Origin of the sequence: Marixanthomonas sp. SCSIO 43207 (genome assembly GCF_019904255.1) — a bacterium.
In the GTDB taxonomy this organism is placed as follows: Bacteria; Bacteroidota; Bacteroidia; order Flavobacteriales; family Flavobacteriaceae; genus Marixanthomonas.
Window position 1 is genome coordinate 2,883,113 of record NZ_CP063203.1, and the last position, 15,127, is coordinate 2,898,239.

18 protein-coding genes are annotated in these 15,127 nt (G+C 34.1%); 3 read left to right on the forward strand and 15 right to left on the reverse strand.

Annotation, left to right across the window (positions count from 1 at the left end):
* Positions 1 to 93: 93 nt before the first annotated feature.
* The 13 genes from INR76_RS13535 to INR76_RS13595 form a co-directional block, all read right to left on the reverse strand.
* On the reverse strand, positions 94 to 477 hold the full coding sequence (locus INR76_RS13535) for a hypothetical protein (RefSeq protein WP_223108483.1): 384 nt from the start codon (positions 475 to 477) through the stop codon (positions 94 to 96).
* Between the two features lie 119 nt (positions 478 to 596).
* Positions 597 to 827, reverse strand: coding sequence for a DUF3820 family protein (locus INR76_RS13540; protein ID WP_223108484.1), 231 nt, complete (start codon positions 825 to 827; stop codon positions 597 to 599).
* Positions 805 to 1,347, reverse strand: coding sequence for a DUF922 domain-containing protein (locus tag INR76_RS13545; RefSeq protein ID WP_223108485.1), 543 nt, complete (start codon positions 1,345 to 1,347; stop codon positions 805 to 807). The genes INR76_RS13540 and INR76_RS13545 overlap by 23 nt, the downstream gene beginning before the upstream one ends.
* A 49-nt stretch (positions 1,348 to 1,396) precedes the next feature.
* Positions 1,397 to 1,807 (reverse strand): OsmC family protein, encoded by a 411-nt coding sequence (locus INR76_RS13550; protein WP_223108486.1) that lies wholly within the window; start codon positions 1,805 to 1,807, stop codon positions 1,397 to 1,399.
* The gene (locus tag INR76_RS13555) at positions 1,804 to 3,723 is read right to left on the reverse strand and encodes a LysM peptidoglycan-binding domain-containing protein (protein WP_223108487.1); all 1,920 of its coding nucleotides are present in this window, start codon (positions 3,721 to 3,723) and stop codon (positions 1,804 to 1,806) included. The genes INR76_RS13550 and INR76_RS13555 overlap by 4 nt, the downstream gene beginning before the upstream one ends.
* Positions 3,724 to 3,753: 30 nt before the next feature.
* Entirely contained in the window at positions 3,754 to 5,283 is a 1,530-nt protein-coding gene (guaA, locus tag INR76_RS13560; protein ID WP_223108488.1) for a glutamine-hydrolyzing GMP synthase, read from the reverse strand.
* 84 nt (positions 5,284 to 5,367) lie between these two features.
* Positions 5,368 to 6,411: an endonuclease/exonuclease/phosphatase family protein gene (locus tag INR76_RS13565; RefSeq protein WP_223108489.1), complete on the reverse strand. Its 1,044-nt coding sequence runs from the start codon at positions 6,409 to 6,411 to the stop codon at positions 5,368 to 5,370.
* A 2-nt stretch (positions 6,412 to 6,413) separates the two neighbouring features.
* Positions 6,414 to 7,286: a rhomboid family intramembrane serine protease gene (locus tag INR76_RS13570; RefSeq protein WP_223108490.1), complete on the reverse strand. Its 873-nt coding sequence runs from the start codon at positions 7,284 to 7,286 to the stop codon at positions 6,414 to 6,416.
* Between the two features lie 2 nt (positions 7,287 to 7,288).
* Positions 7,289 to 8,032 carry a rhomboid family intramembrane serine protease gene (locus INR76_RS13575; protein ID WP_223108491.1) on the reverse strand — a complete coding sequence of 248 codons (744 nt, stop codon included), beginning with the start codon at positions 8,030 to 8,032 and terminating at the stop codon, positions 7,289 to 7,291.
* Entirely contained in the window at positions 8,033 to 9,886 is a 1,854-nt protein-coding gene (gene mutL, locus INR76_RS13580; protein ID WP_223108492.1) for a DNA mismatch repair endonuclease MutL, read from the reverse strand.
* On the reverse strand, positions 9,886 to 10,173 hold the full coding sequence (locus INR76_RS13585; RefSeq protein ID WP_223108493.1) for a riboflavin synthase subunit beta: 288 nt from the start codon (positions 10,171 to 10,173) through the stop codon (positions 9,886 to 9,888). Before INR76_RS13585 ends, mutL begins: the two co-directional genes overlap by 1 nt.
* Positions 10,174 to 10,284: 111 nt before the next feature.
* A complete protein-coding gene (gene ribH / locus INR76_RS13590) occupies positions 10,285 to 10,782 on the reverse strand; it encodes a 6,7-dimethyl-8-ribityllumazine synthase (protein ID WP_223108494.1) in 498 nt (165 codons plus the stop codon).
* A 1-nt stretch (position 10,783) separates the two neighbouring features.
* Positions 10,784 to 11,548: a tetratricopeptide repeat protein gene (locus tag INR76_RS13595; protein WP_223108495.1), complete on the reverse strand. Its 765-nt coding sequence runs from the start codon at positions 11,546 to 11,548 to the stop codon at positions 10,784 to 10,786.
* A gap of 150 nt (positions 11,549 to 11,698) precedes the next feature.
* On the opposite strand from INR76_RS13595, the gene INR76_RS13600 reads away from it, so the two are divergent.
* The 3 genes from INR76_RS13600 to INR76_RS13610 are packed head-to-tail and all read left to right on the forward strand — an operon-like array spanning position 11,699 to position 13,534.
* Positions 11,699 to 12,778: a DNA replication/repair protein RecF gene (locus INR76_RS13600; RefSeq protein ID WP_223108496.1), complete on the forward strand. Its 1,080-nt coding sequence runs from the start codon at positions 11,699 to 11,701 to the stop codon at positions 12,776 to 12,778.
* Between the two features lie 16 nt (positions 12,779 to 12,794).
* Positions 12,795 to 13,217 carry a lipocalin family protein gene (locus INR76_RS13605; RefSeq protein WP_223108497.1) on the forward strand — a complete coding sequence of 141 codons (423 nt, stop codon included), beginning with the start codon at positions 12,795 to 12,797 and terminating at the stop codon, positions 13,215 to 13,217.
* 20 nt (positions 13,218 to 13,237) lie between these two features.
* Positions 13,238 to 13,534 (forward strand): DUF721 domain-containing protein, encoded by a 297-nt coding sequence (locus INR76_RS13610; RefSeq protein ID WP_223108498.1) that lies wholly within the window; start codon positions 13,238 to 13,240, stop codon positions 13,532 to 13,534.
* A gap of 51 nt (positions 13,535 to 13,585) precedes the next feature.
* Here the strand turns inward: INR76_RS13610 and INR76_RS13615 are convergent, their stop codons facing one another.
* Together INR76_RS13615 and INR76_RS13620 are read right to left on the reverse strand one after the other, a co-directional pair.
* A complete protein-coding gene (locus INR76_RS13615) occupies positions 13,586 to 14,005 on the reverse strand; it encodes a nucleoside-diphosphate kinase (RefSeq protein WP_223108499.1) in 420 nt (139 codons plus the stop codon).
* Between the two features lie 64 nt (positions 14,006 to 14,069).
* Positions 14,070 to 15,122 carry an alkaline phosphatase D family protein gene (locus INR76_RS13620; RefSeq protein WP_223108500.1) on the reverse strand — a complete coding sequence of 351 codons (1,053 nt, stop codon included), beginning with the start codon at positions 15,120 to 15,122 and terminating at the stop codon, positions 14,070 to 14,072.
* Between the last annotated feature and the right edge of the window lie 5 nt (positions 15,123 to 15,127).

A 15,127-nucleotide genomic window follows, 5' to 3' on the forward strand; every position in this document is an offset into this window, starting at 1 on the left:
TAATTATACGGGATGCAAAGGTAGCGAAATAATATGGAAGGCAAAGGTTATATTTTAATTTAAACAAAAACGATGTTTGCTTAAAAAACAGTATTAATCTGTAATGGTTACTTCACGAGGAGTAAAGTCTACATGCTTTAATAACAACTTAATAGCCATTAAAATATTTAACGTTAAAAAACCGCCGCCAATAAATAGAAGTTTTTGAGCTGAACTGGTGAAAGAAGAAAATTCTCTAAGCTCAGAAAACAGGGCTAAAAAAAGATATAAATTAATCACTATAAGAATACAACTTATAAAAACACCCATTCCTTTTTTATTAAAAATAAGTTGTGAAACTACTAGTATTAAAAGAACAAAAGCTATAGGGTTAAGTAATGTCGCTGTAGAAATCCAATAAAAAAGCGTGGCGAGAATAAGATATATCTCTGGCATCCAGTAAAATAATGGCTTAATATATTTTAAAGTTATCCCCATACCTTTTAAAATCATCTATTAGATGAAATTTAATTAATATGGTTGCGTGTAAAGTATGCCTTATTTCAAACAATTATAGCAGCAAAACCTTAATCTTTTAATTTACAAACTGTTGTAAATTATCTTTTAATAAGTTTCTTTAAAAGATCTTCAAGACCATTTACCTTAATCTCATACATTTCTCTCATAAGGTTACCCAGTTTTCCTTCGGGAAATCCTTTTTGCTTAAACCAAACATAATAAGGTTCAGGGATATTGACTAGGTATTGATTTTTGTATTTTCCGAAAGGCATTTTGTAGTTTGCCAATTCTTCCAAATGTTTGGGGTTAGGTTGATTTCCAGCGCTCATATTTTTTTAATTCTTGTGCAACTTTGGCTCTCCAACGATATTCTCCTTCTTTGTTCTTTGAGTGATCGCTTTCAAAGTCATAATCGTTTTGCATTTGCCGGCGTTCGTGTTCGGTTTGTTGGTAAAGGGCTTCAACTTCTTTCTTAACATTTTTTGAAAAAGATGTTTCATCCATTCGCTTTCTTAATTTTCTGGCATGAAGTTCAGAAATATCAAAATGCGTTTGCTCATGTTTTAAAATATATTCTGAAACATGACCTGGTTTATACCAAGATTCTTGTGGATAGAAATTACAAACAACCGAATATTCCATAGAACGTTTACCGTTTTTTTCAGAATAGGAAAAAGAGAAAGACATTCCGCTATTGGTGCTGGCTACAAAATCTGCATCAGATTGTGGTTTGCCCTTAAAATCTTGCCAAGTAAGCGCTCTTTTTTCATTCCAAGAGATTTTTTCTTTATACGCTTCAGAAGGAAAAAAAGTGCAAAAAAATGCCGCTAAAACAATAAAAAAATTCATAAAAATAAAAACGCAAAAATCTTGCCTTTATTGACTGAAGAAAGAAATGTTACGCATTTTCCCAATGAAAGGTAATCTTCTTTTCAATGTCTGGGTGCAAACTATAATGTACGGGACAAGTCTCTGCTGTCTTTTCAAGAATTTTTCTAATCTTTTGATCTGAAATTTCTGGAAGGTGAAAAACTACCTCAATTTTTGAAATACGCCTTGGGTTACTTGCCATTGTTTTGGTAACTGTAGCAGTGGCTCCTTCAAGATTTACTTTAAGGTCATTGGCTTTTATACCCATCATGGTGAGCATACAGTTGGCCAAGCCAGTAGCTACTGTATCGGTTGGTGAAAAAGCTTCACCTTTACCGTGATTATCGGTAGGAGCATCGGTAATATACGTATTTCCAGATTGTAGGTGTTTACATTCTGTACGTAAGCTTCCTAGGTATGTTACTTTTGATGTACTCATTCTGCTTTTACAAAATGTAGGTTTTCATCATATTTTACAATATAAACGGCATTGTTTTGATAACCGGAAAGCAACTTGTTACTATACTGAAATTTATTCTCTATATATTCAGTCACAAAATCATTTTCGCTAGCTTTATACATATCATCTGCAGATGCCAAACGAAGCAAAGCATCATATGTTACATCAAATCCACGCACAGCATATCTGTTGGGTAAAACCCCATATTTGTTTTTGTAGCTTACTAAAAACGGATTTTTTTCATTAAAATCATAGTTTTTATTCACTGAAGGAAATGTAAAATTTAGTTTTGACAAATGCATGTTTGACACATCGTGATAATCATATGCTTTGTTTTTATCTAGCGTCAACAGGCGTAGGTTGAAGTTTTTGGGCATTCCGTTAAGCAGCCCTACCACATTACTCACTAGCACTGGATCACTAGAAACCAATAACACCCAGTTTTCTTCACCATTTACAAGCTTTGAAGCAATATCTCTTTGATACAAATAACCGCCTTCTCTTGGCGAAATAGTTTTGGCAGAAGGTATTCTAGAGGTGATTTTTTGTTTATCTGAAGTATGTTTTGAATCACTTATTACAACTAAGTTTTTACCTACAGATTTTTCTACCAAATAATCTAGCATTTTGGTTTTTAAAATTTCATCATTAGGTACCGTTTGAAATAAGTTGGGGTACATTCTTATCTCTCTATTGCTCAATGGAGAGAACACAGGAATTTGATCGCCACGCAAAGCAGCAGCAGCTTTATCAACGTTTTTACTCAACAGCGGCCCAATTACAGCATCTGTATTTTTAAAGTTATTTGAAGCTATTATAGACCCCACTTTTGAAGCGCTTTGCTCAGTATCAAAAACCTGTAAATTAACTGAAATTCCTTTATCCTTTGCAAATTCTGTTGCCATAAGCACACCACTGTAAAAATCAAGAGCGATACGTAGTACCGAATTTGACCTAACCAACTCTTCATTTGCTTCAGTAGAATCTGAAACTACTTCCCTAAGCTGAAAAGGTAATAATAAAGCAATGTTCTTTTCAGATCTATTGGTGATGTAGTCTTCAAGGTTAACTACTGTTTTGGTTTCAGAAATAGCTATTGAATTTTCCTTCGGAATTTTTAATATCATCCCATCTTTTAATCCTTCTTTTGCAAAAGGATTTAAAGCTATGATTTCTTCTTCTGAAAGCCCCAGCTTTACTTTTAATCTGTAAAAACCTTCTTTGGGCTGTACTTCATACAAATCATACTTTTCAGAATCAATTGTAGCAGATTCGGTTCCTGAAACATCTGGAACATTTAAAACGGTACCAATTGAAATGTTTTTATCAAGACCGGGATTAAGGTTTTTTAATTCTGCTATAGTAGTATTATACTTTCTGGCAATACCGTAAATAGTTTCTTTTGGTTGAACGGTATGTGTTTTTGTGTCTGTATTTTCAGAAGTTTCAGAGGTTATAACATTGTTATTGTTTGTAGCTTTGGTAGCACTTGGAATTCGTATTTTTTCTCCTTTTTTTAGTTGTCTAGAGTACAGCTCTTTGTTGTACTTTTTGATGTCGTCTTGACTTACATTATACTGCTGAGAAATACTGAATAGTGTTTCTTTACGTTTTACTCGATGCATTTTAAATGTCACCTCAGATGAAGCGTTTGTTCCACTTACTATTGAAGCCGAACTTGGTAAAATTATAATGGTATTGGTATTAATACCGTTTTTTGCATCTGGGTTTAATCTATAAATAGCACTTTCAGTAGTACCATATTTTTGTGCAATACTGAATACGGTTTCTCCCTTTGCTACTCTATGACTTCTATATTGTTGCTGCTGTTGAGTTGCTGTACCACAGCCCATATTAAGCAAACAAACTAAAAAAATATAAATAAAATGCTTCAAAATCTTATGTTAGGTTTATTGGGGTTTGTATTATTCCCACTCTATGGTAGCCGGCGGTTTTGAACTAATATCATATACTACTCTATTAACGCCTTTTACTCGGTTTATTATATGATTACTTGTTTCTTGCAAAAATTCATAAGGTAAATTTACCCAATCTGCTGTCATACCATCAGTAGATTCTACAGCGCGTAATGCTACTACTTTTTCATATGTTCGCTCATCTCCCATAACTCCTACACTTTGAACTGGTAGTAAAATAGCTCCGGCTTGCCATACTTTATCATATAAATTCCACTTGCGTAGTCCATCTATAAAAATAGCATCTACCTCTTGTAATATACGAACTTTTTCAGCAGTTATATCACCTAAAATTCTTATTGCTAATCCAGGCCCTGGAAAAGGATGTCTACCTAATAGCTTTTTGTCAATTCCCATCTCGGCTCCTACTCGTCTTACTTCGTCTTTAAAAAGCATGCGCAAAGGCTCTACTACTTTTAACTTCATAAAATCTGGTAACCCTCCCACATTGTGATGCGACTTAATAGTTACCGATGGTCCATTTACAGAAACACTTTCTATAACATCTGGATAGATTGTTCCTTGCCCTAGCCAGTCTACATTTTTCACTTGGTGTGCTTCATCATCAAACACTTCAATAAAAGCATTACCTATTGCTTTTCGTTTCTTTTCTGGGTCGCTTATTCCTTTTAGTGCTTCCAAAAAGCGTACCGAAGCATCAACTCCTTTTACGTTTAGCCCCATATCTTTGTATTGAGACAATACATCGCTAAATTCATTTTTGCGAAGCAAACCGTTATTCACAAATATGCAGTATAAGTTTTTACCTATTGCTTTGTGTAACAATATAGCTGCTACTGTAGAGTCTACACCACCGCTTAATCCCAACACTACCTTACCATCACCAATTTGTTCTTTTAAGGCTTGTACTGTAGTATCTACAAATGCTGCAGGCGTCCAACTTTGTTCTACTCCAGAAATGTGCACTAAAAAGTTTTCTAGCAATTGTTTACCATCGGTTGTGTGATATACTTCTGGGTGAAATTGAATGGCATAAATCTGTTCTTTGTCTATGCGATAGGCAGCGTTCATTACATCTGGAGTACTTGCTAAGCGAATAGCATTTTCAGGAAGCTTGGCAATGGTATCACTATGACTCATCCACACTTGTGTACCTTCTGAGATTCCTTTAAACAAAGACTCTTCTGCTTTAATCATAGAAAGTTTTGCGCGACCGTATTCTCGTATATTGGACGGCTCAACACTACCACCGTTAAAGTGAGCAATATATTGCGCACCATAGCATACGGCTAGCATAGGAAGTTTTCCTTTTATTTTTGATAAATCTGGATGAGGTGCATCTTCAGCTCGAACTGAAAATGGACTACCGGATAATATCACGGCTTTAAACTCATCAATATTTTCTGGAATGTTGTGAAAGGGATGGATTTCGCAATAAATGTTCAATTCTCGCACACGTCTTGCTATAAGCTGTGTGTATTGCGAACCAAAATCTAATATTAGGACGTTGTTTTGCATAGGCAAAAATAATTGAAAAATAAGGTTTGCAAAACCTTATGAATGCTTTTTTATTTCTTTTTTAATCAAACTTGTTTTTTAAAACTATTGATTCCACCCAAATGTGGCACTCACAGGATAATGATCTGAAAAAGATTCACTAACTGTATTAAAATTTAATACCTCAATATCATTTGAAGCCATAATAAAATCAATACGCATGGGATAAAAATCAAACTTAAATGTTGTACCAATTCCGTTTCCTCTTTCCAAAAAGGAATCTTTCATATCTTCGGTCATCTCCTTATATATATATGAAAAAGGTGTATTATTAAAGTCACCCATTACCAATGTTTTATATGGGCTTTTTGATTTGTGTTCTTTAATTAAAGCTACTTGCTCTTGTTGCTTTACAAAAGCGTTTGCAATACGCTTGCGTAATTTAACCTTATCGTTTTCTTGCAAATAACTTACACGAGGTTTTATACCCATAGATTGTAAATGAAGGTTGTAAACGCGAACGGTATCACGGTCTTTTATTACATCTGCGTAAATAGCGTTATTAAAGGTATTTGGAAAATTAAAAACACCTTTATTAATAAGCGGGTACTTTGAAAAAATAGCGTGACCCAGTTTATTTTTTTCTTTTGAATTTCGTTCTTTAAAATTGATATATTGATAAGGGTAAGCAGAAAAATCTACCGTATTTTGCTCATAGTATTCCTGTACCGAAATAACATCTGGCTTTTCTTCTGAAATTATTTTTGAAAATAACTTTGAAACCTTTTCAGAAGCAGGGTTATCTTCATAAGCATTAAACAAACGTACATTAAATGACAATGCAGTTAGGGTATTTTTATATTCTGAAGGTTCTTCATTTGAAGAAATTTCAACAAAAGGATTAAAGTAAAAGTACGCTATACATAAGATTACTGTAGAAACTAAAAACTGGCGTTTTAATCTCACCACCCAGTATATTGCAAAAATAATATTGAGAAATATCAAAGGTGAAACCAGTAAACTCAATAATGAAAGTGTTGGAAACTTTGAAGGTGGTAAATAAGGCAACACAAATGACAATAATAGTAGAAACGCAACTACTGAGTTAAGCCAAAATAAAAGTTTTGTGAAAAGCCCCCCTTTTTTCATCGCTAATCGTCTTTACCGGCTTTAAACAAGAAGTCTTTTTCGGCTTTTGTTAAGCTTTCATAGCCACTTTTACCAATTTTATCCAATATTTCATCAATCTTTTTTTGATTATCGTTTTTGATATCAACATTGGTACGGGTAGTATTTGTTTTCTTTGTGCGATGAACTTTAGTAAACGGTTTCTTTTTACGAGGCTTAAAGAGATTTTCTACCCAATCTATTCCACTTTCAAACCACTTTCCTATATCATTCCCTTTTTGCAATTGTTGCGCATAGAAAAAACCAAAAATTGCTCCGCCAATATGTGCTAATAGTCCGCCTGCGTTATTACTACTAGGTAGTAAAATAAGGTCTAACAATACCAACACCAAAGCAATTTGCCAAAGTTTAATTCGGAATCTAAACAACATCACTTCTGCATTAGGTGTATATGTAGCAATAAAAACCATTATTGCAGTAACCGCTCCAGATGCACCTATTAACCCGGCGCTACTTCCTATTAATGCCGGAAAAATATTATGAGTAGCAACATAAAACAATCCTCCAGATAAAGCGCCTAGCAAGTAGATGGTCAAAAATCTTTTTTCACTAAATAAATTCAACACAAAACGACCAAACCAATACAACCAAAGCATATTGATAAGAATGTGAAAGAAGCCAAAATGCAAAAAAGCATAGGTAAGAATTGACCAAGGCTGTAAAAGCACGTTACCGGCATTTTCAGGTAAAATAAACCATTGTGTAAGTTGACCGGGCGTAATTCCTAAAAAGAACGCTAGTAATCTAACTGCCAAAAATATAATGGAGTTAATTACTATGAGTTTTACAACAACACTTGATGTTTTAAATTGATATGTAAGATTATTTGTATCCATATTTAATTCCACCGGTGTGAATCAAAGCTATTTTTTTTCCAGTAATACGCCATAATAAAGCCAAAAATTGCACCTCCAATATGTGCCCAATGTGCAATACCAAATGGTGAACCGGTTATTCCGAAGAACAAATCTCCCAAAATAATCAACGGTATAAAATATTTTGCTTTTATAGGAATGGGTAAAAATATAAGCATCAATTCTATATTTGGGAACATTAACCCAAACGCTACCAATATTCCATAAATAGCTCCAGATGCACCAACGGCAGGAGTATTAAAATTATTATATAATGAGTTAAGAGTTTCTTGAGAAACAGAATCTAAAATTGATCTACTTCCGCCTTCACCAGATATTACAAAGTTCATAATATCGTTTTGGCTCCAACCGCCGGCTAGTAAAGAATCATAAACACTATGTACTTGATAATAATTAACCAAAGTGTGAATCAATGCGGCTCCAAAGCCTGCAGAGAAGTAGAAAAACAAAAACTTTTTGCGTCCCCAACGCATTTCTAGCGGCGACCCAAATGCCCACAAACCATACATATTAAACAAAATATGCATAAAGTTTTTATCACTGTGCATAAACATATGTGTGATAGGTTGCCAAATTTGAAAGTTGGGATGCTCAAAATAGTAAAGCGAAAATAACCTATATGCTACATCACCTATCATTAAGGAACCCAAAAAGAAAATTACATTGATTATGATTAAAACCTTAACCGTTTCAGTTATTCTTCCCATTTACATAAATTTTTTATCAAAGTCATTAGCATCTAGTGTAATCAAAACCGGTCTATTTCCGGGTGAAACACTTGGTTCTTTACAAGCAAAAAGTTGATGTACTAGATGCAATTGTGTTTCTTGCTTTAAAGCTGTCCCTGTTTTTACAGCCATACTCTTTGCCATACTCTTTGCCAACAAATCGTTTTGGCTAAAGCCGGCATCCGGCACTTCTTCTTTAATATCGGTGACCAGTTGTGATAAAACTGTTTCTACTTGACTTTCTGAAATAGAAACCGGAATTCCACTAATCTCTACTGTACCGTCCTTTATTTGAGAAAAAACAAAACCGGTATGTTCTAGTTGTTCTTTCAAATCTTCAATCAATACAACATCCGGATTTGAAAACGATAGCTGCAACGGAAACAATAACTGTTGGCTTACTGCTTCTTGAACGGTAATGTTTTTTAATAATTCTTCATACAAGATACGCTGGTGTGCTAGGTTTTGATGAATTACTAGCATTCCACTTTTAATTGGACTGATGATATATTTATTCTGAAGTTGAAATGTTACGCGTAAATTTTCTTCTTGATCATTCTCAAAAAGAGTTCCTGTTACTTCTTCACTTTCAAATTCAATACTTTCTGTTTGATCAACGATTGTAGATTCAGACTCGAGGCCTGTATATAAAGATTGCCAAGAAGCTGTTGACTTTTTTTCCTCTCGTTTAAAAGGAAAGGTGATATTTTTCTGTTTTGGCTCATCTTGAAACGGATTGAAACTTTTATCCACTTCAATTGTTGGAGCAGTAGGTTGCTTTTTGCTGTATTCATACGGAGTATCAAAACCCGTATCTTTATTAAAATCTAAAACCGGTGCAATGCTAAACTGACCTAAACTATGCTTAATGGTAGCACGTAACATAGCATAAATAGCATGTTCATCATCAAATTTTATTTCGGTTTTGGTAGGGTGAATGTTAATATCAATACTTTTTGTATCAACATCTAAAAACAGAAAATAACCTGGGTGAGCGCCTTCTTTCAATAACCCTTCAAAAGCTGCATTAACAGCGTGGTGCAAGTAAGCACTTTTGATAAATCGATTATTGACAAAGAAAAACTGTTCTCCTCTGCTCTTTTTGGCAAATTCTGGTTTTATAACAAAGCCTTCAACTTTTAGTATTTCAGTTTCTTCAGAAACAGGAACGAGTTTTTCATTCATTTTGCTTCCAAAGATATTTACAATTCGTTGCCTATTATTTGATATAGGAAGCTTAAAAACATCACTCCCGTTGTGAATCATTGAAAATTCTATCTGTGGATGTGCTAAGGCTACGCGATGAAATTCATCAATAATATGACGAGTTTCTACAGTATTACTTTTTAGAAAATTGCGTCTTGCCGGTATATTATAAAAAAGATTTTTTACTGAAATTGTGGTTCCTTTTGCAACTACCGCCGGCTCTTGTTCTGTAACTTCGCTGCCTTCAATAGTAATTTTTGTACCTATTTCAGCATCTACTGTTTTGGTTTTCATATCAACGTGAGCAATGGCAGCAATAGAAGCTAATGCTTCGCCACGAAAACCTTTGGTGTGTAAATTAAAAAGATCATCAGCAGATTTAATTTTGGAAGTTGCATGCCTTTCAAAACAAAGGCGCGCATCTGTGGTGCTCATTCCAATACCGTCATCAATTACTTGAATAAGTGTTTTACCAGCGTCTTTTACAACTAATTTTATAGAAGTTGATTGTGCATCAATTGCATTTTCCAACAACTCTTTTACCACAGAAGCAGGGCGTTGCACCACCTCTCCCGCTGCTATTTGATTGGCTACGTGATCTGGTAAAAGTTGAATGATGTCGGTCATTAGCTTTGATAGAATATTGACAAATCAAAATCGATGATATAAAGGAAAATAAGGATTAAAATAGCGGCAATAAGAATGATTGTTCGGTTTGCACGACGGTCTTTTGATTGTCGAAGTTCTTCCCAAGCAGTTTTAAATTTTGACTTTAATCCCGAATTACCGCCAATGGTAGTTCTATGTTCATCAAATTTATGTTTAATACTGTATGGACTTCCTTCTCCGTCGTTCTTGTAATAACGCGGACTGTAATCAAATTTCTTGTTGCTTCGTGATTTTAAAATTCCCATAATTCTTGTGTTTCAAATGTACTTAAAATACTGCAGTTTTTGAAGTTATTTGCAGTGGTTTCTTTTGCACAAACAAGAACCGTTCCGAAGCTAGGTTAAAATTTTAGGTTTTTAAAAATGAGCGTCCTTCCGAAGTTGTGCCATTTTAATAGCTGCAATGGCTGCTTCTGTACCTTTATTACCGTGTTTACCGCCGCTTCTGTCTAGAGATTGTTGCTTGGTATTGTCTGTTAAAACACAAAAAATAACAGGTATATCACTTTGAATATTCAAATCTTTAATGCCTTGAGTAACACCATCACAAACAAAATCAAAATGTTTGGTCTCTCCTTGAATTACACTCCCAATTGCGATGACTGCATCAAGCATATCATAGCTTTGTTGCATTTTTTTGCAGCCGTATATTAGCTCAAAACTTCCGGGAACATTCCATCTAACGATGTTTTCTTTAATTCCGCCGCAATCAATAATTGCATCAAAAGCTCCTTGAAAAAGCCCTTCGGTTATATCATCGTTCCATTCTGAAACAACAATCCCAAACCGAAAGTCTTTCGCGTTTGGGATTGTTGCTTTATCGTAATTTGATAAATTTTTATTTTCTGTTGCCATACTATTGCATTGCTTCGGCCTGACCTACATAAAGGTCTGCTTTTTTAGCTTCTTGAGCGTTTGGATACTCTGCTGTTATTTTTTCAAAATGTTTTAAAGCTACATCGCGTTTCCCAAGTTCTAGGGCCGTTATTCCGGCTTTTAGTAAAAAACGTGGCGTGGTAAATTCATTATCTCGCATTGTAGCCGCTTCTTCATAATATTTTAAGGCTTCATCATTTTGTTCTAACTGTACAAAGGCATCACCAATAGATCCTTTTGCAATTGGAGCTAACATTGCATCATCACTTTTAAAAGCATCAAGATGATCAATAGCTTCTTGATATTTTTGTGTGTTTAAGAATGCCATACCTGCATAATAGTTTGCAAGGTTTCCGGCATCTGTACTTCCGTAGTTATCAATAATATCAATAAAACCGTACTTTCCTTCACCACCGTTAAGCGCTAAATTGTAAAGTGAATCTTTAGTTTCAGCAGCAAGAGCCATTTCATAATAAGATTGTGCTTGATACATTTCATTCATAGCTTCAATCTCTTTAGGCTTTTGAATAAATTGTTGATACGCAAGGTAACCCAATACACAAATTGCGATTGCTCCTACAATACCTAAAATGTAGTTTTGATTTTTTTCTACCCAAGCTTCAGTTCTTGATGCACCTTGGTCTAACGAGCTAAATACTTCTGCCGTTGTGCTTTGTTCTTCAATTGCTTCTTGCTTTTCAGCCTTGTTCTTAGGTTTATATCCACGTTTTTTGTACGTTGCCATAGTCTTGGTTTAATGATGGGCAAAAATAAAATTTTTAATGGAATTTAAAAGAGAATTTATTTAGTATTTTATAATATTTTGTGACCATTTTTTCAGAATTTTGTTACAGATTGCTCAAACAACCTCACAATACGCAACACACTCATATATATGGTTTTAGAATCGCTTTCACTGTTAAATTATAAAAACTTTGACGCCATTAGTTTTGAAATGGACCCCAAAATCAACTGTTTTACAGGTCATAATGGGGTAGGAAAAACAAATGTTTTGGATGCAATTTATCATCTTTCCTTCGGAAAAAGCTATTTTAACCCAATAACGAGTCAAAACATAAAACACGACGCAGATTTTTTTGTGGTTGAAGGAAATTACGAGAAAAATAGTCGTCCGGAAAAAATTATAGTAAGCGCAAAACAAGGACAGAAAAAGATAATAAAACGCAATGGTAAAATCTATGAAAAGTTAAGTGACCATATTGGTTTTTTACCATTGGTAATTATTTCGCCGGCAGACCGCGATTTAATTATAGAAGGTAGCAGTACTCGCCGAAAGTTTATGGACGGTGTAATTTCTCAGGGTGATTCGCAGTATTTGAATACATTATTAAAGTATAACAAAACATTGGCTCAGCGCAACTCACTTTTAAAATATTTTGCTGCAAACAATACCTTTAATCAAGATACACTGTCTATATATAATGAGCAACTGCATGAGTTTGGAACCTTGATTTACGGAAAACGAACTTATTTTTTAGAAGAATTTACTCCTATCTTTTTAAGAAGGTATCAATCTATAAGCAGCGGTAACGAATCTGTTGGGTTATCGTACAAAAGCCAACTTAAAAACAACGACCTCGCTACATTATTAAAAGAAAACATAACAAAAGATAAAATTACACAATACACAAATTTTGGCACGCACAAAGATGATTTACAGTTTGAGATTGATGATCATCCTATTAAGAAGTTTGGTTCACAAGGACAACAAAAATCATATTTAATAGCTTTAAAACTTGCCCAATTTGATTTTATAAAAGCACAGAGTAACGTAAACCCAATACTGTTACTAGATGATATATTTGATAAACTAGACGAGCAGCGTGTAGAGCACATTATCAAACTGGTTGATGATGAAAATTTTGGTCAATTATTCATTAGTGACACCCACGCAGACCGAACAGAAGCTGTTATAAAGAAAGTGCATCAAACCTATAAAATGTTTGCACTTTAGTAAAATTTCAGAAATAATGAATAGAATATTTTTAATACTTATAGTTAGTACACTAGTAGTTTCTTGCAAACAACAAAGCCCTGAAGAACAATTAAAAAACCTTTCAGGGTATTGGGAAATCAAATCTGTTGAGTTTCCTAACGGGGAAGAAAAAAATTATAGCATTAGTACTACTATTGATTACATTCAAATAGAAGATACGGTTGGAATAAGAAAAAAAGCACAACCACAACTAGACGGTACCTTTAAGGTTTCAGAAAATACAGAAACGTTTACTACAAAAATTGAAGAAGACAGTTTACATTTATACTACAGTACGCCTTATGATAACTGGAAAGAAACCGTTCTGTACGCAAAAGACAGCACCTTACATATACTTAACAAGGATAAAAATATATATAAGTATAAAAAGTTCAGTACCTTTAATTTTAATGATTAACCACTAGAAAAACAATAATTTTGTCAAGAAGAAACCGAGAAGAAAGCACACTAGGAGACGTATTAAAAGAGTTTATAGAAGCCAATCGCTTACAAAAAGGTTTGGACAAAGTTTCTGTAAAAGAAGCTTGGCATAATGTTATGGGCAGCGCTATCTCAAGATATACAACTGCAATAAAATTGGAACGCGAAACTGTGTATGTTCAGCTTAGTTCTTCTGTTTTAAGGGAGGAATTAAGTTATGGTAAAGAGAAAATTATCAAGTTACTTAATGAAGAATTAGGAAAAGATTTGGTCAAAAAAATTATTTTACGATAACTAAAAAAGCCGCTTAAAAAGCGGCTTTTGCAATTAATTAAAGTTACCAACTTAAAAAATCTCTCTTCCCGCAAAGTGGAATTGACTTTCAATCTCGGCATTTTCGTCGCTGTCACTTCCGTGAACTGCATTTTCACCAATTGAAGCAGCATACAATTTACGAATAGTTCCTTCTGCAGCTTCTTCAGGGTTTGTAGCTCCTATTAGCGTTCTGAAATCTTCAACAGCATTATCTTTTTCTAGCACAGCTGCCACAATAGGGCCGCGTGTCATATATTCAACTAATTCACCAAAGAAAGGACGTTCTTTGTGAATAGCATAAAATTCTTTTGCATCTGAAGTGGTCATTTGCGTTAACTTCATCGCTACGATTTTAAAACCTGAAGCGGTAATTTTTTCTAAAATAGCCCCAATGTGTCCTTTTTCAACACTATCTGGCTTTAACATTGTAAACGTTCTATCTGTTCTCATGGTGTTTAAAAATTTTGTGCAAAAGTAGCTAAATACAATTCAAAAACAAGCAAATAACAATAGTTTAATATTGTTGAATAAATTCTTGATATAAAATATTGTTTTCGCCTCTTATTTGATAAGTAACTTTTTCATTTTCAAAGTCAAAATACAATACGCCAAAATTAAGCTCTTTTGTACCCTCACCTACTCTGTAAGGATTTGTGTCCATTGGTGTACCAGGCCAAGTGTGTGTTAAACCGCTACTTGTAAAATCTACCAAAGGATCATCTAACCCGGTAACTTGATTTACTGAAACTTCTGCGTGGTGACGATCACCACTTAGAATTAAAATATTTTTTGCTTTTGCATGTTGTATTGCTTGATACATTTTTTCAACTTCAGAAGGGTGATTTGCCCATTTTTCAAAGCCGTGTTGATTACTTAAAAACTGAATACTACTTACTATAACCGTAAAATCTGCACTGTCATCTTTTAGTTCATTCTCAAACCAATGCCATTGCTCGCTGCCAAGAATACTGCCGCCTTCACCTTCGTTCCAAGGAATGTAACGCTCATAATCATTTTTAGGATTTGGATTACGTTTTAAAGAGTCTCTAAAATAACGGGTGTCAAGTAAAATCACTTTTATACTTCCTGCTTTACTAGCAAAAGTTTGAGCGTGATAAACACCTTCACGCTTACGTCTAGGGTTATCCTTTTCTAGTTTTAAAAAATCTAAAAACACTTGTTGTGCTTCTTCCTTTTTATGCCATTCTTTTCCGCCATCATTTTTACCGTAATCATGATCATCCCAAGTTCCGATAATTGGGGTGTTTTTTGCTAGTTTCTTATATTCTTTATTGGCCCAAACCTTATTATAATCTGAAGCCATTTTTTGCATATCATCGGTGTCTGAATATACATTATCACCACCCCAAATAAATAAATCGGGTTGGGTGTTAATTATAGGTTTCCACAAGGGTTGCTCACGGTTTTGGTCATTGCAACTCGCAAAAACCAGCGTAAATTGGTTTTGGTTTAGTTGTTTTTCAGAAGAAGGGATACTATTAGTTTGTTTACAAGCAGTTAAGCTTATTACTAATAATAGAAATGGGATTAGGAAGGTTTTTTTCATTGTAA